Source organism: Amycolatopsis sp. NPDC104863 (assembly GCF_055582965.1).
Map to the genome: position 1 here is coordinate 346,864 of NZ_JBVJOW010000011.1, position 20,830 is coordinate 367,693.

General features: G+C 73.1%; 11 protein-coding genes. 6 read left to right on the plus strand and 5 right to left on the minus strand.

Annotated elements, in window-relative coordinates; all coding sequences use genetic code 11:
* Positions 1–36: 36 nt before the first annotated feature.
* Positions 37–1,656, minus strand: coding sequence for an AMP-binding protein (locus tag ACZ63J_RS45305; protein ID WP_465341533.1), 1,620 nt, complete (start codon positions 1,654–1,656; stop codon positions 37–39).
* 164 nt (positions 1,657–1,820) lie between these two features.
* On the opposite strand from ACZ63J_RS45305, the gene ACZ63J_RS45310 reads away from it, so the two are divergent.
* The 5 genes from ACZ63J_RS45310 to ACZ63J_RS45330 all read left to right on the plus strand — a co-directional run bounded on the left by ACZ63J_RS45310 (position 1,821) and on the right by ACZ63J_RS45330 (position 17,753).
* Complete coding sequence (locus tag ACZ63J_RS45310; protein WP_465407003.1) at positions 1,821–8,141, plus strand: amino acid adenylation domain-containing protein; 6,321 nt, start codon at positions 1,821–1,823, stop codon at positions 8,139–8,141.
* The gene (locus ACZ63J_RS45315; RefSeq protein WP_465407001.1) at positions 8,138–14,533 is read left to right on the plus strand and encodes an amino acid adenylation domain-containing protein; all 6,396 of its coding nucleotides are present in this window, start codon (positions 8,138–8,140) and stop codon (positions 14,531–14,533) included. The genes ACZ63J_RS45310 and ACZ63J_RS45315 overlap by 4 nt, the downstream gene beginning before the upstream one ends.
* 122 nt (positions 14,534–14,655) lie before the next feature.
* The gene (gene gntD, locus ACZ63J_RS45320; RefSeq protein WP_465406999.1) at positions 14,656–15,717 is read left to right on the plus strand and encodes a guanitoxin biosynthesis L-enduracididine beta-hydroxylase GntD; all 1,062 of its coding nucleotides are present in this window, start codon (positions 14,656–14,658) and stop codon (positions 15,715–15,717) included.
* Positions 15,718–15,728: 11 nt separating this feature from the next.
* A complete protein-coding gene (locus ACZ63J_RS45325; protein WP_465341528.1) occupies positions 15,729–16,502 on the plus strand; it encodes an SDR family NAD(P)-dependent oxidoreductase in 774 nt (257 codons plus the stop codon).
* A gap of 24 nt (positions 16,503–16,526) precedes the next feature.
* Positions 16,527–17,753 (plus strand): cytochrome P450, encoded by a 1,227-nt coding sequence (locus ACZ63J_RS45330; protein WP_465406997.1) that lies wholly within the window; start codon positions 16,527–16,529, stop codon positions 17,751–17,753.
* Here the strand turns inward: ACZ63J_RS45330 and ACZ63J_RS45335 are convergent.
* On the minus strand, positions 17,710–18,240 hold the full coding sequence (locus tag ACZ63J_RS45335) for a hypothetical protein (RefSeq protein WP_465406995.1): 531 nt from the start codon (positions 18,238–18,240) through the stop codon (positions 17,710–17,712). The genes ACZ63J_RS45330 and ACZ63J_RS45335 overlap by 44 nt on opposite strands.
* On the minus strand, positions 18,237–19,031 hold the full coding sequence (locus tag ACZ63J_RS45340) for a thioesterase II family protein (RefSeq protein WP_465406993.1): 795 nt from the start codon (positions 19,029–19,031) through the stop codon (positions 18,237–18,239). Before ACZ63J_RS45340 ends, ACZ63J_RS45335 begins: the two co-directional genes overlap by 4 nt.
* Positions 19,032–19,173: 142 nt before the next feature.
* Here ACZ63J_RS45340 and ACZ63J_RS45345 point away from each other — a divergent pair, with 142 nt between their 5' ends.
* Positions 19,174–19,521 carry a phosphopantetheine-binding protein gene (locus ACZ63J_RS45345; RefSeq protein ID WP_465302531.1) on the plus strand — a complete coding sequence of 116 codons (348 nt, stop codon included), beginning with the start codon at positions 19,174–19,176 and terminating at the stop codon, positions 19,519–19,521.
* Positions 19,522–19,552: 31 nt separating this feature from the next.
* On the opposite strand, the gene ACZ63J_RS45350 is transcribed toward ACZ63J_RS45345, so the two are convergent.
* Entirely contained in the window at positions 19,553–20,224 is a 672-nt protein-coding gene (locus tag ACZ63J_RS45350) for a response regulator (RefSeq protein WP_465341523.1), read from the minus strand.
* Entirely contained in the window at positions 20,221–20,760 is a 540-nt protein-coding gene (locus tag ACZ63J_RS45355) for a sensor histidine kinase (RefSeq protein ID WP_465406992.1), read from the minus strand. Before ACZ63J_RS45355 ends, ACZ63J_RS45350 begins: the two co-directional genes overlap by 4 nt.
* Positions 20,761–20,830 lie beyond the last annotated feature (70 nt).

Below are 20,830 nucleotides of genomic sequence, written 5' to 3' on the forward strand. Positions count from 1 at the left end.
GGCTTTTCGCCCCGCACGGCCCCTTTTTGTCCGCTCTCAAGCCGGCAGCAGCTCCCGGACCTCACCGTTGATCCGGCCGTCGCACAGCGCCGACCACATCACCCGGCGACGCGGCTTGCCGCTCGACGTCACCGCCAGGCCACCCCGCGGCAGCTGGGCGACAAGCAGGCTCGCGTCCCCCAGCGCCTCGCTGAGCACCTGGTGGGCCGCGACCTCCCAGTCCGGCGCCGGCTTCTCGAGCACGGCGACGCCGGTGGCGCGGCCGTCCCGGTGGCCGAGCAGGACCGCGACGCGCCGCTCGGGAATGCCCAGGGCGTGCAGCTGCGACTCCAGCGTCTCGGCGAACACCATCCGGCCGCGCACCTTGAGGCCGTCACCGAGCCGGCCGACCACGAACAGCTGGCCGTCGTGCAGGAAGCCCGCGTCGCCGGTGCGCAGCACCCCGCCGTCGAGCGCGGTGCCCGACGCCGAACCCGGGTCGCCGACGTACCGGGTCGCCACCGACGTGCCGGTCACCAGGATCTCCCCGACGGTCCGGTCCGGGACCACGGCGCCCTCGTCGTCGACGACGCTCACGGTGGTCCCGGCGAGCGGGCGGCCGCAGCCGACGATCCGGCTGTCCGAAGCGCCGTCCGGCGCCGCCGCGCTCCAGCCCTCACCGATCGGCAGACCGGTGACGGCGAGCGTGGCCTCCGCGCCGCCGTACGCGGGCTTCAGAGACTCGCGGTCGAACCCGTGCGGCCGCAGCAGCTCGTCGAACGACTCCAGCACCTGCGGGTCGATCCGCTCGGCGCCGAGGATCACCGACCGGATCGAGCCGAAGGACAGCCCGGCGAGGTCGGCCGGGCGGACCCGGCGCAGGATGTAGGCGAGGCCGAAGTTCGGCATCGCGGCCAGCCCGACGTGGTTGTCGCTGATGCACCGCAGGTACCGCAACGGCGAGCGGATGAAGTCCTCCGGCTGCATCATCCAGCCGTCGCACCCGGTGGTCACGATGTTGATCAGGCAGCCGATCAGGCCCATGTCGTGGTGCACCGGGAGCCAGGCGATGCCCGGGTACTCCGGCTTCCACTGCAGCCACTCGCGCATCGCGGAGACGTTGGCGCGCAACGCGGAGTTCGTCACCAGCACCCCGCGGGAGGACCCGCTGGAGCCGGAAGTGAACTGCAGCAACGCGAACTCGGCCGCCGGGTAGGGTCGCGGCGCGGGCTCGACGCCGTCGACGAGCGTGTCGAACGCGACCGGCGCGGGCAGGCCGAGGCCGTCGATGGCGGCTTCCACGGGCGTGAGCCATTCCTCGTCACACACGACGAGAGCCGGCCGCGCGGTGTCGAAGAGGTGCCGGACGTGCTTCGCGTACTCCCCCGCGCGCTGGAACGCGAACGGCGGCGGGATGGAACACGGCGTGGCTCCCGCCGCGATGGCCCCGAAGAACCCGGCGACAAAGGCCGGGCTCGACCGCTGGACGATCACCACGACGTCACCCCGCTCGACCCCCGCCGCCCGCAGCGCTTCCGCCGTGCGCAGGGTGAGCGCGGCGAGCTCGGGGTAGGGGTGGTGGGTCCACGAATCGTTCGGGGCCGCGAAGTGCAGGCCGCGTTCGGTGGCCGTGTCGCCGAGCCAGTCGAGTAGTCCCCTGTCAGGGATGCCGCTCATCGGCCGCGTCCTTTCGCCGTCGTAGTCGTCCGCAGCCGCATCATGCGCGCGGGCACCGGCGGTTTTCCAGGCAGTGAGCCGGTAACTCGATTGCCGGTTCGTTTCCTGGTCCCCGCGCCCCGCGCGCGAAAGCATCGGGCGTCCGCCGCTGAGAGGAGCACCCCGTGCAGCAGGAAGGTGAACGGCACCGGACGAGTCCGCGCGGCCGGATCACGACCGTCGGCGCCCCGGTGCCGCTGACCGCCGCGGCCCGGGGTGTGTGGCTCGGGCAGAAGTTCGCCCCCGGCTCCGCCGCCTTCAACTTCGTGCGCCGCTTCGACATCCGGGGCGAGCTGCGGCCGGACCTGCTCGAGCACGCCATCCGGGTGGCCCAGGACGAGTGCCAGACCTTCGACGTCCGCTTCGACGACGACGGCTCCGGGCCGTACCAGGAATACCTCGGGCGGCCGAACGCGAGCTTCCGGGTCATCGACTTCGCCGACCACGCCGAGCCGGAAAAGGCCGCGCACCAATGGATCGACGAGCAGCTGCGGATCCCCGTCGACCTGCGCCGTGACGTGCTCGCGGTGGACGTCCTGCTGAAACTCGGGGCGGCGCACCACTTCTGGTACAGCTGTTACCACCACGCGCTGATCGACGCGCACGGGCTGAACATCCTCACCGACCGCATCAGCGACGTCTACGCGGCCCTGGTGGCGGGCGCCCCGATCCCGGACGCGCCGCTGGGCGCCGTCGGGGTGATGGCCGTCGAGGAAGCCGCGTACGAGGCGTCCGAGCAGTTCGGGATCGACCGCGAGTACTGGCTCACGCGCCTGGCCGACCGCCCGGAACCGGTCACCCTCGCCACCCGCGCTTCCCACGGCGGCACCGGCGTCCTGCGCGCGGAAGCCGTCCTGCCGCCGACCGAAAGCGCGGCGCTGGCGCGGCTCGGCCGGCAGGCGCGCGCCCCGTGGACCGCGGTGATCATGGCCGCCGTCGCCGCGTACCTGAACGGCCTGACCGGCCAGCGTGACATCGTCGTCGGCGTCCCGGTCGCCGCGCGCCGCACGGACGCCGCGCGCACCACCCCGGCGATGCTGGTCAACGAGCTGCCGCTGCGGCTCGCGCTCCGGCCGGAGCTGACCGCCGCCGAGCTGATCGGGCACGTCACCCGCGAGCTCGGCGACCTGCTCACCCACCAGCGGTACCGGCACGAGAACGTGCGGCGGGACCTGGAGCTGCGCGGCGCCGCGGAGCGGCTGTTCGACGTGGTGGTCAACATCGTGCAGACCGGCGACCGGACGGCCCTCGGCGGCGTCCCGTGCACGGTCGACGTCCTCAACAGCGGCCCGGTCGGCGACCTCAACATCACCGTGCACCCCGCCGGCGGCGGCGCCGGCCAGGTCGTCGAGATCTCGGCCGACGCCGGGCGCTACACCCAGGACGAGGTGGACGCCCACCGCGACCGGCTGCTGGCGTTCCTGCGCAGCTTCACCCGCGCGGACGCGCAGACCCCGCCGTCGCGAATCCCGCTGGTGACCGACGCCGAGCGCGCGCGGGTCCTGGGCGCCTGGAACAACACCGCCCGCCCGGTCCCGCGGACCACCCTCCCGGCCCTGTTCGAGGCGCAGGTGGCCCGCACGCCGGACGCCGACGCCGTGGTGGCCGACGACGTGACGCTCGACTACGCGACGCTCAACGCCCGCGTGAACCGGCTGGCGCGGCTCCTGCTGGCGCGCGGGGTGCGCCGCGGCCGGTTTGCCGCCGTGGTCATGTCCCGCGGCCTGGACACCCTGGTGACGCAGCTCGCGGTGATGAAGACCGGCGCGGCCTACCTCCCGGTGGACCCGACCTACCCGGCCGAGCGCATCGCCGGGGTCTTCGCCGACGCCGGACCGGCGCTCGTCGTCACCCACCGCGCCACCAGCCTCACCGAGCAGGGCGACGCGCCGTGGCTGTACCTCGACGACCCGGAGGTGGCGGCCGAGCTGGCCGCGTCCGACGACCACAACCTGGACATCGCGCCGGTCCCGGCGGACATCGCGTACATGATCTACACGTCGGGTTCGACCGGCCGCCCCAAGGGTGTGCTGGTGCCGCACGCCGGCCTCGCGGACTTCGCGGCCACGCAGGTCGACGTCCTGCGGCCGCGGCCGGGTGAGCGGGTCCTGATGATCAGCTCGCCCAGCTTCGACCCGTCGCTGTGGGAGCTGTGCACCTGGCTGACGAGCGGCGGCTGCGCCGTCATCGCGCCGGCCCACCTGCTGCCGGGCGCGCAGCTGGCGGAGTTCGTCACCGCGCACGGCGTCACGTGTGTCGGCACGGTGCCGTCCGTGCTCGCGACCTTCGCCCCCGGTTCGCTGCCCGAAAACCTGATCATCGCGGTCGGGGCCGAGGCCCTGCCCGGCGAGCTGGTGCAGCGCTGGGGTGACACGCAGCAGCTGCACAACGTCTACGGCGCCACGGAAAGCACCGTCTTCACGACGATGAGCCCCGCGCTGTCCGGCCCCGGTGTGCCCTCAATCGGCGCGCCGATCCTCAACGCCCGGGTGTACGTGCTCGACGACGCGCTCCGGCCGGTCCCGCCCGGGGTTTCCGGCGAGCTGTACCTGGCCGGTCCCGGTGTCTCCTACGGTTACCACCGGCGGACCGGGCTCACCGCCCAGCGGTTCGTGCCCGACCCGTTCGGCGCCGCGGGCGCCCGGATGTACCGCACCGGTGACACCGGTTTCTGGCGGAGTGACGGTCAGCTGCACTTCATCGGCCGGACCGACCGCCAGGTGAAGGTCCGCGGTTTCCGTATCGAGCTCGGGGAGATCGAAACCCGGCTGGACGCGCACCCGTCGGTGGCCCGGGCCGCCGTGGTGGCCCGCGAGGAGCCGCCCGGCGTCCACCGTCTTGTCGCCTACGCGGTGCCGACGGACGGCGGCGTGGTCGATCCCGCGGCCCTGCGCGCCTGGGTCGCCGCGGCCCTGCCGGAGCACATGGTGCCCACCGCGGTCGTCGCGCTGGAAAGCTTCCCGCTGACCACGAACAACAAGATCGACCGGGACGCGTTGCCCGTCACCGGTTTCCGGGGCGCGACGGACGGCCGCGCGCCCCGCGACCGCGTCGAAACCGTGCTGTGCGAACTGCTTCACGACGTCCTCGGCGCGGTCGACGTCACCATCGACGACAACTTCTTCGACCTGGGTGGCGACTCCATCACCGCCGTCCAGTTCGCCGGGCGCGCGGTCCGGGCGGGCGTGGCCCTGACGCCGCAGGAGGTCTTCACCTACCGGACGGTGGCGACGATGGCCACCGCCGTCCGGGACTCCGACGCGCCCGCCGAAGACCGCTCGCTGCTGCGTGAGTCCGCTCCGGCGGAGTCGCCGGTGCTGCCGCTTTCGCCGTTGCAGCAAGGCATGTTGTTCCACACGGTGTTCGCGGCGGGCGACGGCGCCGACCCCTACATCGGGCAGAAGGTCTTCGAGCTGACCGGCGACGTTTCGGCGCCGGTGCTGCGCGCCGCCGTCACCGCGCTGGTGGCCCGCCACGACGCCCTGCGCGCCGGTTTCGACCACGACGAGCTCGGGGAGGCCCGGCAGATCGTCGCCGACACCGTGACGGTCCCGTGGGCCGAGCACGACCTGCGGGGCACGGCGTGGGAAGCGCGGCTCGCCGAACTGCTGGCCGTCGACAAAGCGACGCGGTTCGACATGGCGTCACCCCCGCTCCTGCGTTTCACGCTGGTGACCCTGGCCGAAGACCGGCGCCTGCTCGTCTTCACGAGCCACCACATCCTGTTCGACGGCTGGTCGATGTCGATCATGCTGCGCGACCTGTTCGCGTGCTACGCCGCGGGTGGCAGCGGCGAAAACCTCCCGACGGCGGTGTCCTTCGCGGCCTACCTGCGCTGGCTCGCCGGGCAGGACCAGGAGCAGTCGGCCGACGCCTGGAAGCACTCGCTGGCCGGGTTCGAGCAGCCCGCTCTGGTGGCCGCCGGCGCACCGCCGTCCACCGCGATGCCCGCGCTGGCCGTGCACACGCTCTCCGAAGAGCTTTCGACGGCGTTGTCCCGCGAGGCCCGGGCCCGGAACCTCACGCTGAACACGGTGTTCCAAGGGGCTTGGGCGACGGTGCTCGGTCTGCTCACCGGACGCCGTGACGTCGTGTTCGGCACGTCGGTGTCGGCCCGCCCGCCGCACCTGGCCGGGGTCGGCGACCTCGTCGGGCTCGTGATGAACACCGTCCCGGTGCGGGTGAAGCTGACCGACGGCCACCGCCTCACCGACGTGCTCACCCAGGTGCAGGCCGAGCAGGCCGCGCTGACCCCGCACCACCAGCACAGCCTGATCGACATCCAGCGTGACCTCGGGCTCGGCGAGCTGTTCGACACCACGATGGTCTTCGAGAACGCCCCGGTCGACCGCGACGCCATCCGCCGGACCGTGCCCGGCCTGCGGATCGCCATGACCGAAGCCGACCGCACCGGCGTCACCCACTACCCGCTCAGCCTGATCGTCTACCCGGGCGCGCGGCTGCGCCTGGAACTGACCTACCGCGGTGACCTGTTCGACGCCGGGCAGGCCGAGACGCTGCTGGCCCGGCTGACCCGGTTCCTCGAAGCCTTCGCGGACCGGCCGGAGATCCCGCTGGGCCAGGTCGACCTGCTCGGCGCCGAAGAACGCCGGGATCTGGTGCACCGCTGGAACTCCACGCACCGCGACGCCGCGCCGGGCACGCTGCACGAGCTGTTCACCGCCCAGGTCCGGCGCACCCCGGACGCCGAAGCCGTGGTCTGCGGGACCGAGCGCGTCAGCTACCTCGAGCTCGAACACCGCGCGGCCGGGCTGGCCGCGGGCCTGGCCCGCCGGGGCATCGGGACCGGCGACGTCGTCGCGGTGGCGCTGCCACGGTCGGTCGAGCTGATCGTCGCGCTGCTCGGCGTGCTCCGGACCGGGGCCGCGTACCTGCCGCTCGACCCCGAATACCCGGCGGAGCGCGTCCGGTCGATGACGGCCGACGCCCGGCCGGCGCTCACCGTCGACGGCACCACGTTCGCCGAGCTGACCGACCACGACGAGCAGGCGCCGGACCGCGCGGTCGACGGCGTCCACCCGGCGTACGTGATCTTCACGTCCGGTTCGACCGGGCGGCCGAAGGGCATCGTCGTCGCGCACCACGGGATCGTGAACTACCTGCGGTGGATGCAACGGCGGTTCCCGCTGGCGCCGGGTGAGCGGGTGCTGCAGCGGACGTCGATGAGCTTCGACCCGTCGGTGTGGGAGATCTTCTGGACCCTCCACGCCGGCGCGACGATGGTCATCGCGCGGCCGGAGGCCGACCAGGCGCCCGGGTACCTGCCGGACCTCATCCGCGCGGAAGGCGTGGGGACGGCCCAGTTCGTACCGTCCACATTGGAGCTTTTCCTGCTGGCGCCGGGAGCGGCGGAGTGCACCCAGCTGCGGCAGGTCTTCTGCGGCGGCGAGATCATGACGGCGGGGCTGGCCGAACGGTTCGCCCGCGTCAGCGGTGCCACGCTCCACAACCTTTACGGGCCAACGGAAGTCTCGATCTACACGACGTCGTGGCAGGCCGAGCCGGGCGCGGGCACCGCCGCCGTCCCGGTCGGGCACCCGGCGGACAACCTGCGGGTGTTCGTGCTGGACGGCGCCCTGCGGCCGGCCCCGATCGGCGTGCCCGGGGAGCTGTACATCGCGGGCACCGGCGTCGCGCACGGGTACACCCGCCGGTCGGCGCTGACCGCGGAACGATTCATCGCCGACCCGTTCGGCGCGCCGGGGACCCGGATGTACCGCACCGGCGACCTCGGCGTCCGCCGTCCGGACGGCGCGCTCGCCTACCTCGGCCGGGCCGACCACCAGGTGAAGATCCGCGGGCACCGGATCGAGCTCGGCGAGATCGACGCGGCGGTTTCGGCCGCCGAAGCGGTCCGGCAGGTCGCCACGATCGTCCGTGAGGACAGCCCCGGCCGGCACCACATCGTGTCCTACGTGGTGCCGCGGCCCGGCACGGAGCTCGACGTCCGGAGCGTGCGGGACCGGGCGGCGGCCGTCCTCCCCGAGTACATGGTCCCGGCCGCCGTCGTGGTGCTGCCGGTGCTTCCGTTGACCCCCAACGGAAAGCTCGACCGGGCGGCGCTGCCGGCCCCCGGGGTCACCACGGCCCGCGAGCGCCGCGAACCGCGGGACGACCGCGAACGCCTGCTGTGCCGGCTGTTCGGCGAGGTCCTCGGCCGGTCGCGGGTGGCCATCGACGACAACTTCTTCGACCTCGGCGGGGACTCCATCGCCTCGACCCGGCTGGCCGGGCGGGCCCGGATCGCCGGGCTGGCGCTCACCCCGCGCGACGTCTTCCGCCACCGCACCGTCGCGGCGCTGGCGGCGGTCGCCGGCGCCGCCGGCCCGGACACCGCGGCCTACGTCCCGCCGGCCGCCCCCCTGCTCACGCTGGACGCCGATGAGCTCGCCGAACTCGAAGCGCAATGGGAGACCCAGAAATGAAGCCGACCTCGTTCGAAGCGGTGCTGCCGCTGACGCCGTTGCAGGAGGGCATGCTCTTCCACGCGCTCTACGACGGCGAAGGCACCGACTTCTACAACGTGCAGGTGCCGATCGAGCTCACCGGGGACCTGGACGCGGACCTGCTGCGACGCTCGTGCGAGCTCGTCGTCGCCCGGCACCCCGCGCTGCGGGCCGGGTTCCTGCAGCGCCGGTCGGGTGAGCCGTTCCAGGCGATCGCGGCGAAGGTGCAGGTTCCGTGGGCGGCCTTCGACCTCAGCGGGTTCGGCGAAGCCGAGCAGCACCCCCGGCTGGTCCGGCTGCTGACCGAGGACCGCGAGCGCCGGTTCACGATGACGAACCCGCCGCTGCTGCGGTTCACGCTGGTCAAGCTGGCCGAGCGGCGGCACGTGCTGGTGCTGACCAACCACCACATCCTGCTCGACGGCTGGTCGATGCCCGTGGTCGTCGGCGATCTCTTCCGGATCCTGCGCGCCGGCGGTGACAGCTCCGGCCTCGAGGCGGCCGCGCCGGTCGGGGACTACCTCGGCTGGCTGGCGGCGCAGGACCGCGGCAAGGCCGAAGCGGCCTGGACGGCGGCGATGGCGGGCCTGGAACAGCCGACCCTGCTCGGCCGCGGCCAGGCCGCCGGCGAACACCGGCAGCAGCGGGTCCGGCTGGAGCTGTCCGGCGAGCTGTCGGCGGCGCTCACCGAGACGGCCCGCTCGCGCAACCTGACCGTGAACACGGTGGTGCAGGGCGCGTGGGCGCTCCTGCTGGGCATGCTGACCGGCCGCCGGGACGTCGTTTTCGGGTGCACGGTGGCGGACCGGCCGCCCGTGGTGCCCGGCATCGAGCGCATGGTCGGGCTGCTGATCACCACAGTCCCGGTCCGGGTGCGCGTCGACCCCGCCGAGCGGGTGTCCGCGCTCCTGGACCGGATCCAGGACGAGCAGGCGATGCTCGGGGAGTACCACCAGCTCGGCCTCGCGGACATCCACCGGGTGAGCGGGCACGCCGAGCTGTTCGACACGACGATCGCGTTCGAGAACTACCCGCTCCCGCCGTCGGCCGGCGGCATCCCGGGCCTCGGTGTCGCGCTCGCCCAGGGCATCGTCGAGGACGTGCCCGAGGGCACCCACTACCCGCTCAGCCTGGCCGTTTTCCCCGGCACGCCAACAACTTTCGAGCTGAACTACCGCGCGGACCAGTACTCCGAAGCGGCCGCGCGGACGCTGGTGGACCGGCTCGCCCTGCTGGTGCGCCACATCGTCGAACGGCCGGACACCGCGGCCGGCGCGGTGCCGCTGCTCACCGAGGACGAGCACCGGCGGGTGCTCGAAGAGTGGAACCCGCCGGCCGGCCCCGCGCCTTCCGGCACGCTGGTGGACCTCTTCGAAGCGCAGGCCGCGCGCACGCCGGACGCCCCCGCGGTCACCTGCGGCGCCGAGCGGCTGACCTTCGCCGAGCTGGACCGCGAAGCGAACCGGCTCGCCCGGCGGCTGACCGCGCTCGGCGCCGGGCCCGAGCGGTCCGTCGCGATGGCGCTGCCGCGGTCGGCCGGCGCGGTCACCACGCTGCTCGCGATCCTCAAGGCCGGCGCGGTGTACGTGCCGGTGAGCACCGAGCAGCCCGCCGACCGGATCGCCGCCGTGTTCACCGAGCTGTCCCCCGCGCTGGTCGTCACCACCGGCGAGATCGCCGCCGGCCTGCCCGGCGCGGACATCCCCCGGCTGCTGCTCGACGAACACCCGCACGACGGCGAGCCGGCCGCGCCCCTCACCGGCACCGGTCTGCGCCCGGAGAACCTCGCGTACGTCATCTACACGTCCGGGTCGACCGGGCGGCCCAAGGGTGTCGCGGTCGAGCACCGCGCCCTGGTCAACATGTTCCACAGCCACCACGACCACTTCTTCGCCCCGGAGACGGCGGCCGCGGGCGGCCGGCAGCTGCGCGCGGCGCTCACCAACTCCCTGGTGTTCGACGCGTCGTGGAGCCAGCTGCTGTGGATGGTCGCCGGGCACGAGCTGCACCTGGTCGAGGACACCGTCCGGACCGACCCCGAGGCCCTGCTGGACTACGTGCGCCGCCATTCGGTCGACGTCCTGGACACGACCCCCAGCTTCGCCCGGCAGCTGATCTCCGCCGGCCTCTTCGACACCGGCGTCGGCACGCTCGCCCTCGGCGGGGAAGCGATCGACGACGCGCTGTGGACCCGCCTGCGCGCCGCGTCCGGCGTCTCCGTCTACAACCTGTACGGCCCGGCGGAATGCACGATCGACGCGATGTACAGCCGCGTCGCCGAGCACGACCGCCAGGTGATCGGCCGGCCGGCGGACCGCCTGCGCGTGGTCGTCCTCGACGACAGCCTGCGGCCGGTCCCGCCCGGGGTCGACGGCGAGCTGTACCTCGCGGGCGCGGGTCTCGCGCGTGGCTATCTCGGCCGCTCACCGCTGTCGGCGGAGCGGTTCGTCGCCGACCCGTTCGCCGCGGACGGGTCCCGCATGTACCGCACCGGCGACCGCGGGCGGTGGCAGGCCGACGGCGTCGTCGCGTTCACCGGCCGGGCCGACGACCAGATCAAGATCCGCGGGTTCCGGGTCGAGCCGGCCGAGATCGAGGCCGTGCTGGACGCGGCCGAGGCCGTGGACCGCAGTGTGGTCGTCGCCCGCGAAGACCGGCCGGGTGTCCCGCAGCTGGTGGCCTACGTGACCGGCAAGCCCGGCACGAAGGTGGACTCGACGGCGTTGCGGACCGCGGTCGCGGCCGTTCTCCCGGCGTACATGGTCCCGGCCGCGGTGGTCGAGCTGACCGCGTTGCCGGTCACGGTGAACGGCAAGGTCGACAAGGCCGCGCTGCCCGCGCCGAGCTTCCGCGGCGAAGAGGGCGGTGTGCTCCCCCGCGACGACCGGGAACGGCTGCTGTGCGAGGTGTTCGCCGAGGTCCTGAACGTCGAGACGGTGGGCGTGCACGACAACTTCTTCACCCTCGGCGGCGACTCGATCCTGTCGATGCAGGTGGCCGCGCGGAGCCGGCGGGCCGGGCTGGACGTCAGCCCCCGGGACGTTTTTGTGCACCAGACGGTCGCCGCGCTCGCCGCCCGGCCGGTCACCACCGGCCCGGCCGCCACCGAAGCGCCGCCGTCCGGACCGCTGCTCACCCTCACCGAGGACGAACAGGCCGAAATCGACACGCGTTACCCGGACGCGGCCGAGGTGTGGCCGCTGACGCCGTTGCAGCAGGGCATGAGCTTCCACGCGGTGCTGGCGCCCGACCGGATCGACCCGTACCTCACCCAGCAGGTGCTGGAGCTGACCGGCGAGCTGGCGCCCGCCGTGCTCCGGTCGGCCTTCGACGCTCTGCTGACGCGGCACGCGAACCTGCGTGCCTGCTTCACGCGGTTGGGCTCCGGCCGGTCGGTGCAGGTCGTGCTCCCGTCGGTGACGATGCCGTGGCGCGAGCAGGACCTCGCCGGGCTGGCCCCGGCGGCGCAGGAGACGCGCGTCGAGCAGCTGCTGGCCGAGGAGCACGACCGCCCGTTCGACGTCGCGACCGCGCCGCTGATGCGGGTGCTGCTGGTCCGGCTGGCCGCCGACCGGCACCTGCTGGTGCTCACCGACCACCACATCCTGCTGGACGGCTGGTCCCTGCCACTGGTCTTCCGCGACCTGTTCGCGCTGTACGCCCGCGGCGGTGACGGCACGTCGATGCCGGCGGTCAGCCCGTTCCGCGACCACCTCGCCTGGCTGTCCACAAAGGACGCCGAGGCCGCCGGACGCGCCTGGGCCGAGGCGCTCGCCGGCGTCGACGAGCCGACTCTTGTTGCCCCGCAAGCCGATCTGTCCACGTCCGCGGCGGAAGCCGTCGTGACGGAGCGGCTGTCCGCCGCGGCCACCACCCGGCTCACCGAGGCGGCTCGCGCCGCGGGCCTGACCGTGAACACCCTGCTGCACGGCGCCTGGGCCATGACGCTCGAGCAGCTGACCGGCCGCCGGGACGTCGTTTTCGGCGCCTCCGTCTCCGGGCGGGCGCCGGACCTGCCCGCCGCGGGCGAAGTGATCGGGCTGGTCATGAACACGGTGCCCGTCCGGGCCGTGCTCGACCCGGCCGAACCGCTCACCACGGCGCTGGCCCGGATGCAGGCCGAACAGGCCGAGCTCATCGCGCACCACCACGTCGGGCTGCCGGAGCTGCAGCGGCTGACCGGGCTGGGCGAGCTGTTCGACACCATCGTCGGCTTCGAAAACGCCCAGACCGACCACTCGCCGGTGCAGGAACAGGTGCCCGGGCTGGGCATCTCCCTGCGCGAGCCGACGGTCGCCGGCACCGCACACTACCCGCTGCGGCTGCTGGTGCGGCCGGGTGAGGAGCTCGACCTCAAGCTGCTGCACCGCACCGACCTCTACACCCGGGATGCGGCCGCGGGCCTGCTGACGCGCGTGCTGCGGGTGCTGACGGCGGTCGTCGAGGCGCCGGAAACGCCGGTCGGACGGCTGGAGCTGCTGAGCGAACCGGAACGCGAGGCCGTCCTGGGCGAATGGGCCACCGGCGCCCCCGCGGAGCCCGCCGCGACCATCCCCGCGCTGTTCGCGGCCCGGGTGGCCGCGCACCCGGACGCGCCCGCCGTGCTCACCGGCTCCGAGACGCTGACCTACGCGGAGCTGGACGCCGAGTCCAACCGGCTGGCGCGGGTGCTGCTCGACCACGGCGCCGGCCCCGACCGGATCGTCGCGGTCATGCTGCCCCGCAGCGCGCGGCTGGTGGTGACCATCCTGGCGGTCTGGAAGACCGGCGCCACGCACATGCCGGTCGACGCCGGTTACCCGGCCGAGCGGATCGCGTTCATGCTCGCCGACGCCGACCCGGACCTAGTCCTGACCGGCGGAGTGCCCGCGGACGCCGTGGCCGGGACCCCGCCGGACCGGATCCTGTCTCTGGACGAGCTGGCCGTGCCCGCCGACGCCGCGGAGGTGACCGACGAGGACCGGCCCCGCCCGCTGCTGCCCGCTTGCGGCGCGTACGTGATCTACACGTCGGGCTCGACCGGCCAGCCCAAGGGAGTCCTCGTCACGCACGCCGGCCTGGCGAGTTTTGTGGCCACCCAGCGGCGGAACCTGGACCTCGGGCCCGGCCGGCGGGTGCTGTGGTTCGCTTCGCCCAGCTTCGACGGCGCGATGGGCGAGCTGAACACCGCGCTGCTGAGCGGGTCCTGCGTGGTCGTCGGTTCCTTCGAGGAGATGCTGCCGGGTCAGCCGCTGGCGGACTGGGTGGCGCGGACCGGGGTGCACTGCCTGACGGTGCCGCCGTCTTCGCTGGCCGCGATGCCGGACGGCAGCCTGCCCGATGACGTCACGGTTGTCGTCGGCGGGGAGATCTGCCCCGTGGACCTGGCCGGCCGCTGGTCGGCGGGCCGCCGCATGCTGAACATCTACGGCCCCACCGAGACCACGATCGTCGCGACGATCAGCGAGCCGCTCACCGGCGAGGAGCCGCCGTCGATCGGCCGGCCGGTGACCGGCGCCCGCGTCCACGTGCTCGACCACAACCTGCGGCCCCTGCCCGCGGGTGTGCCCGGCGAGGTCTACATCGCCGGGAGCGGCCTGGCCCGCGGGTACCTGCACCGCCCGGCGCTCACGGCCGGCCGGTACGTCGCCGATCCCTTCGGCGGCCCGGGTTCCCGCCTGTACCGCACCGGCGACATCGCCCGGTGGCGGCCGGACGGCCGGCTCGACTACGTGCGCCGGGCCGACGACCAGGTGAAGATCCGCGGCTTCCGCGTCGAACCGGGCGAGATCGAAGCGGTGCTCGCCGCCGCTCCGGGCGTCCGGCACGCCACGGTCGTCGTGCGCGAGGACGTGCCCGGCGTCAAGCAGCTGGTCGCCTACGTCCTCGCGGAGCGGCCCGGTGAGCTCGACCCGGCGGCCCTGCGCGACCAGGCCGCCGCCCAGCTGCCCGAGTACCTGGTGCCGGCGGCCGTCGTCGAGCTCGACGCGTTGCCGACCACGCCGCACGGGAAGCTGGACCGGGAAGCGTTGCCCGCGCCCGGGTTCGGGCCGTCGGAAGGCAGCCGGGCCCCGCGCGACGAGCGGGAAGCGCTGCTGTGCCGGCTGTTCGCGGAGGTCCTCGAGCTCGACGCGGTCGGCATCGACGACAGCTTCTTCCGGCTGGGTGGCGATTCGATCATGTCGATCCGGCTGGTCACCGCGGCGCGCAAGGCCGGCCTGGACATCTCCCCGCGGGACGTCTTCACCCACAAGACCGTGGCGGCGCTGGCGGGCATGGCGCCCAAAGCCGTGGCGGTCGCCGACGAGCCGGAAGACCGGGACGGTCCGCTGATCGACCTGGACGAGGACGAGCTCAACGAGTTCATCGCCCACTTCGGCACGACCTTCTGACCCGGGCGGAGACCACCGCGGGACCCTGCCCGCGCTCCGCTCGTGACCCTCGCCGGGCCACCGGCACAGGACCACCTCACCACCCCGGCCGATCCGGGCAGAGTTTCGCGAAAGGACCGAAGATGACAACTCAGCCGTTGTCCGCACCCACCCCTGTCCAGGATCCGGCCGGCGTCGAGCCGCGGGAGTACGTGCTGCCGCCCGCGGAGGCGGCCGAGCTGCTCGCGCTCGTCCCGCAGGTCGAGGAGACCTGCGGCGACCCGCTCGCCGAGTCGTTCTACGACCGCGTGTGGCAGCTGGCCTCGCGGCTGCCGGCCGGGCTCCGCGGGTTCCTGGAGGACTTCCGGCGGACCGAGCCGGCCGCCGCCTGCCTCATCCACGGCATCCCGGTCGACGACACGCGGATCGGCGCCACCCCACCGCACTGGCGTGACGCGATCACCACGACGTCCGCCCGCACGCAGGAGATCATCCTGGCGCTGTGCGGCACCGTGCTCGGTGAGCCGTTCGGCTGGGCGACGCTGCAGGAGGGCAGCATCGTGCAGAACGTGCTGCCGATCCGCGGCGACGAGAAGAAGCAGAGCGGGTACGGCAGCGAAAGCCTGCTGGAGTTCCACACCGAGGACGGCTTCCACCCGAACCGGTGCGACTACCTGATGCTGCTGGGCCTGCGCAACGCCGACCGCGTGCCGACGATCGTCTCCTCGGTCCGCGACGTCCGCCTCGACGACCGCGACTTCGAAATCCTGTCCGAGGACCGGTACTACATCTTCCCGGACGCCGAGCACATCCGGCAGCTGGCGACCAGCGACCCGGCCCACCCCGCGCTGGAGAAGCTGCGCCGCATGGTGGCTTCGCCGAAGCCGACCAGCGTGCTCTTCGGCGACCGGCAGTTCCCGTACATGCGCATCGACCGCCCGTTCATGCGCTGCGCCGACGACGACTGGGAGGCGGCCGAGGCGCTCGACCGCTTCATGGCCGAGCTGACGCGGGCGCAGCAGGAGGTCGTGGTCGGCCCCGGCACGCTGCTCATCGTCGACAACTACCTCGCCGCGCACGGCAGGCGGTCGTTCCAGGCGCGCTACGACGGCACGGACCGCTGGCTCAAGAAGCTCACCATCAGCCGCAACCTGCGCCGCAACCTCGCGGGTGTCAGCGCCGGCCGCCACCGCGTCATCATCTGAAGGGGACGACCATGCGCACGATCATCGTCACGGGAGCGTCCAGCGGCATCGGGCGGGCGACCGCCGAGCGGTTCGCCGACGGCGGCGACCGCGTCGTGAACTTCGACGTCGCCAAGCCGGAGGACACCGGCCGGCCCGGCGACGGGCCCGGTTCGATCAGCTGGCTCGAGGTGGACGTCGCCGACTGGCCGGCCGTCGGGGAAGCCGTCGAATCCGTGCACGCGGAGGAAAACCGGCTGGACGTCGTCATCGCCAACGCCGGGATCAGCATCCGCGGCGGGGTGCTGGAGATGACCGAGGCGGACGTCCGGCGCACCATCGACGTCAACCTGATGGGCGTGCTGGCGCTGTGGCGGCACGCGGCGCCCCTCATGCTCGAACAGGGGCACGGGGTCTTGCTGGCCACCGCGTCGGTCAACGGCTCGCGCGGCTACCCGCTCTACGCCGGGTACAACGCCACCAAGGCCGGCGTCGCGTCGCTGTGCCAGACCTTCGCGATGGAGCTGAGCCCGCTCGTGCGGACGGGGTGCGTCACCCCCGGCGCGGTGCTCACGCCGATGCAGCGCGCGGAGTACACCGACGAGATGCTGGCGGAGGTGAACGACCGGATCCCGGCCCGCCGGCACGCCGACCCCGCGGAGATCGCCGCGGCGTTCCACTTCCTCGCCTCCGCCGAGGCGTCGTTCTTCACCGGGCAGGAGCTGGTGGTGGACGGCGGCGAGACGGCCGGCGCCACCACCGCGTTCTTCCCCGGGCCGACCACCCCGTCGCCGCGGCGCGGCTGAGCAAGGAAGGAAAGCCCACCGGTCATGGACACCCGCACCGTTTTCGACCCGGCCGAGCTCGACACGATCGACCTGGCCGACCCCGTCCTCCACGCCACCCGCGACCTCACCGAGGTCTGGCGCCGGCTGCGCGCCGAAGCGCCGGTCTACCGGCATCGCGCCACGGAGCGGGGCGAAGCGTTCTGGGTGGTCACGCGCCGGGACGACATCGCGAACATCTACCAGGACAACACGTCGTTCACCTCCGCCCGCGGCAACATGCTCGACACGTTGCTGCGGGCGAACGACTCGGCGGTGGGCCGCATGCTCACCGTCACCGACGGGCCCGACCACACCGCCCTGCGCGCTGTCCTCACGAAGCCGTTCACGCCGCGCGCGTTGACGGCGATCGTGGACAGCGTCAAGGGCGGTACCCGCTGGCTGATCGAGAACGCCGTCCGACGCGGGGAATGCGACTTCGTCTCCGACGTCGCCGCGCACATCCCGCTGGCGGCGATCTGCGACCTGCTGGGGGTGCCGGACGCGGACCGGCGGCACCTGGTCGAGCTGACGTCGTCGACGCTCGCCTCCGCCGACGGCCCGCCCACCCCGGAAAGCACGTGGACCGCCCGGAACGAGCTCCTGCTCTACATCTCCGAACTGGCCGAGGCCCGCCGCGCCGAGCCGCTCGAGGACGTGCTGAGCGTGCTCGTCGACCAGGAGGTGGCCGGCCGGAAGCTGTCGCACGAGGAGATCATCTTCAACTGCTACAGCATCATCATCGGCGGCCTGGAGACGACGAGGTTCGCGATGGTCGGCGGGGTGCACGCGCTCGCCGGCCACCCGGACCAGTGGCGGGCCCTGCTCGCCGGGGACGTCGGCACGGCGGCCGCGGTCGAGGAGGTCCTGCGCTGGACGACCCCGACGCTGCACAGCGGCCGCCGGGCCGCGACGGACCTGCTGCTGCACGGCGAGCTCATCGAAGAGGGCGACATCGTGACCCTCTGGAACGCCTCGGCGAACCGCGACGAGCGGGCCTTCGCCGAGCCGGACCGCTTCCTCCTCGGCCGGGAGCCCAACAAGCACCTGACCTTCGCGCACGGGCCGCACTACTGCATGGGCGCCTACCTCGCGAAGGCCGAGCTCCACGCGCTGCTGGAGGCGTTGCGGGAGCTGGTGTCCGAGATCCGGGTGACCGGACCGGCCCGGCGGGTGTTCTCGAACTTCCTCAGCGGCTACTCGACGATGCCGGTCGAGCTCGTGCCGCGGTGACGCCGGGCGCGCGACGGAGCATGATCCACTGCTGGACGCCCAGGGTGACGCCGACGCCGAGCCAGAGCGCGTTGCTGTTGAACGCCTCGCCGAAGCCGAGGGACTCCACGGCGCCGAGGCCCAGCCGCGCGACGACGGTGAGGATCCACAGGACGAGCGTCGTGCGGCCGCCCTTGCGCATCAGTTTCCCGGTGTCGTCCCGCCACATCGGCATCGTCCGCCCGCGCAGCACGCCGAAGAGCGCCGAGACCAGCAGGCCGACGACCAGGAAGACGATGCCGACGGTGGTGAGGCTGGCCGGTCCCGGCGGCAGCAGGCCGCGCAGGATGAGCAGCGCGACCCACAGGAAGGTCTGGTTGCGGACCTCGCGCGCGCTGAACTGGCTGACGATGACGATCGCCGCGACGACCACGATGACGGCCGTGTTGATCAGGAGGAAGATCGGGTCGTCCGGCGCCAGGGGCGGCGCGGCGGCGATCGAGGTCATGCGTGCACCTTTCGCGGTTCGTCCGGCCACACTCCCGGCGGCAGTACGGTCTTCAGCGCCGTGATGACGGCGGCCGGTCCGGTGCGCGGGAAGTCGTGCCCGCCGGCCAGGACCGTCAGGGAGAACTCGCCGGCCGCGCAGGCCGACCACGCGCCCAGCCCGGCGGCGGGGACCACGCGGTCCTCCGTGCCGCCCAGGACGTGCAACGCGCTCCGCAGCGGGACCGGGTCCGCCGTGAAGTGGGACTCCGCGAGCGCCAGGTCGGCCCGGATCGCCGACAGCGCCGAGCGCAGGTAGTCCGGGAACCGGAACAGCTCGCGGGGGATCCCGTCGTGGGCGACCAACCAGCGGACCAGCTGCTCGCCGCTCGCGTTCCCCAGCCGTTCGACCGGCTCGACCTGGGGAGCGCGCGACGCCGCCACCACGACGGCCAGCGGCGGCCGGTCGCCGTCCCGCTCGATCCGCCGGGCGAGCTCGTAGGCGAGCATCCCGCCGAAGCTGTGCCCGAACAGCACGTACGGCAGCCGGAACTCGCCGGCCAGGCCGGCGTGCAGCTGGTCGGCGAGCTCGTCGACGGTACCCGGCAAAACATCGGCAACTCGGGTGCCGCGGCCGGGCAGCTCGACGGGCGCCAGCTCGACCCCGACCGGCAGGTGCGCCCGCCAGCCGGTGAACGACCCGCTCCCGGCCCCGGCCTGCGGTAAGCAGACCAGCCGCAACGACGGCCGCGCGGTGGCGACGCGGCCCACGACCCAAGCGTCCGACAGCTGCGTCGCCGTGTCACCGTTCATGGTTCGAGGGTGACCCGCCCGCCGGGAACCCTCCAGGCAAATCCGCGGCAATCCGGGGGCAAGTGCGCGCCGGGCCGGCGGCCGGGCGGTGTTGCCGCGCGATTGCCTGGGATGCGGACGCCGCGGCGGCCAGGATCGGGGCATGACCGATTTCGCTCCCGTGCTCGACGCCGAACTGGTCCCGGACGTGATCAGCCGGCTGGTGTACCTCGTCGCCCCGATCAAGGCCGACGACGTCGGCCCGAAGTCCCGGCTGATCAACGACCTCGGTTTCCACTCGCTGGCCCTCGCCGAGCTGGGCTTCACGGTGGAAGACCTCTTCACGATCGACACCCTGCCTCCCGAACGGACGATGTCGCTGGAGACCATCCAGGACATCATCACCCTGACGAACGAAGAACTCGCCGACGGCGGGGCCACCCTGCCCAGCGTCGCGCACCTGCAGTCGATCTTCAGCCGCTTCGGCGGCGAATGGCCCGCCGTGGCCTGACCGGGCGCCGGGCCGCCGTTACGCGTCCCGGCTAGCCCGGCTCCTCGTCGACCGGCACCTGGGCCAGCCCGTGCCGGAACGCGAAGCTCACCGCCTGGGCGCGGTCGCGCAGCCCCGCCTTGGCGAACAGGTTGTTGATGTGGGTCTTCACCGTGCCCTCGGTGACGTACAGCCGCTGCGCGATCTCGCTGTTGGACAGGCCTTCGGCGATCAGGCCCAGCACCTCGGCCTCGCGCGGGGTCAGCGCGTCGACCGCCGCGGCTGGCTTGCGCTCGGCCGTCGCCAGCTCGGTGAGCCGGCGCTGCACGGCGGGGTCGAGGGGCGCCTCGCCGCGCATCACCGCGTGGATCGCCGCGGAAATCTCCTCGCCGCGCGAATTCTTGGTGAGGTAGCCCCGCGCGCCCGCGCGCAACGCGGCCAGGATCGACTGGTCGTCGGCGTAGGTGGTCAGCACCAGCACCTCGACGCCGGGGAACCCGGCCCGGATCCGCCGCGTCACCTCGATGCCGTCCATGTCCGGCATCCGCAGGTCCATCAGCACGACGTCCGGGCGCTGCTCTTCCACCAGCCGCAGCGCTTCCGCGCCGTTGCCGGCGTCACCGGCGACCACCAGGCCCGGCAGCAGCCCGACCACCAGGACCAGCCCGTGGCGGACGACCTCCTGGTCGTCGACCACGACGACCCTGATCGGCTCCCCGCTCATGCCGGCAACCGGATCCGCACGGCGAACCCCGGCCCGGCCGGCGCGACCCGCACTGTGCCGCCCACAGTTCCCACCCGTTCCCGAATCCCCATGAGTCCCAGCGCCACTCTCGACACCAGTGCGACCTCCGTGTCATTTCCCGCCGGATCACCGGATCCGCCGTAAACGACGAGCTCACAATACACCGGGTTCCGGTGGAGAGTGACTCTCGCCGACGCCCCCGGAACGTGCCTGCGGATGTCGTCCAGCACTTCTTCGGCGCCGCGCAACACCATCAGGCGGTATTGCGCTGGCAGTTGTTCCGGGTCGCCGCTGATCAGCACCGGACATTCCCGGCCGGTGTTCCGCGCGAATTCCCCGGCCAGCCACCGCAGCAGCTCCCCGACCGACGCGCGCGGCGCGGCGGTCGAGCCCAGCACGTAGGTGGCCTCGGCGAGGCCCGACCGGGCGAGCTCACCCACCTGCGTCACCTGCCTCAGCACCTCCTCGCCCGCGCCTCCGTCGAGCAGCAGCAGGCGAACGCCCTCCAGGCTCACGACCTGAGCCGAAAAGGCGTGCGCCAGCGCGTCGTAGCTCTCGGCGATCAGCCGTGGACGCCAGTTTCCG